General features: G+C 34.9%; 1 protein-coding gene. It reads left to right on the forward strand.

Features of this window, described 5'->3' with window-relative positions:
* The first annotated feature begins 194 nt into the window (after window positions 1–194).
* Window positions 195–566, forward strand: coding sequence for a hypothetical protein (locus HH219_RS21690; RefSeq protein WP_169328612.1), 372 nt, complete (start codon window positions 195–197; stop codon window positions 564–566).
* The last annotated feature ends 105 nt before the right edge of the window (window positions 567–671 follow it).

Genomic DNA, 671 nt, shown 5'->3' on the forward strand with positions numbered 1-671 from the left:
AGAAAAACAGCCTGTTTTATGGGTTCCAAATGCATTACCTAATGCTTTAAAAACGCTTAGAGTTAATTACAGGAGCTCGTTTTTTAATTGAATTTGGCTGTTAGAGTTATTCTACAGCCTCGTTATATTGCCGGAGACTTATGCGCTATCTGCTAGTTCTAATCATGTTTCCTTTTCTATCTTTTGCTACTTCAGTGTCAACTTCTACGGAAGTATTAACGCATAATGAGGCTAGTAACTTTGGTATAAATAGGCTTGTTTCTGGAAAACAAAATAATTGGATTGTTTTGGTGTACCCACACCAATCAAACGATGGTCAAAAGTTAACAGAAATTATTGTAACTCTGAGTGAGTCAGGTGAACGTATAACTACATTTCCTGCGCAAATTAGAAACTTTGAAATAGCACCGTGGAAACGTTTAGATTTAGTACTAGAAAAACATTCTAAGCGTATTATGCAAGTTGAAATCACTTATGGTTCAAAAAGCTATATTGTAGAGAATATCATGGATTTACAAGCACTTGAATATGAACAGTTTACACGGCAATATAACAACACGCCCTGAGGTGGACAACTAGTAAAATTTAGCTATTTATTGCAAATTTTAACAGCGGCGAACCTCTTCTTTTTAGTGCTTCTAAATATGTTGATTCGTTGTAAGGTGTATGTG

This window comes from Pseudoalteromonas sp. NEC-BIFX-2020_015 (genome assembly GCF_012952265.1).
Classification (GTDB): domain Bacteria; phylum Pseudomonadota; class Gammaproteobacteria; order Enterobacterales; family Alteromonadaceae; genus Pseudoalteromonas; species Pseudoalteromonas neustonica.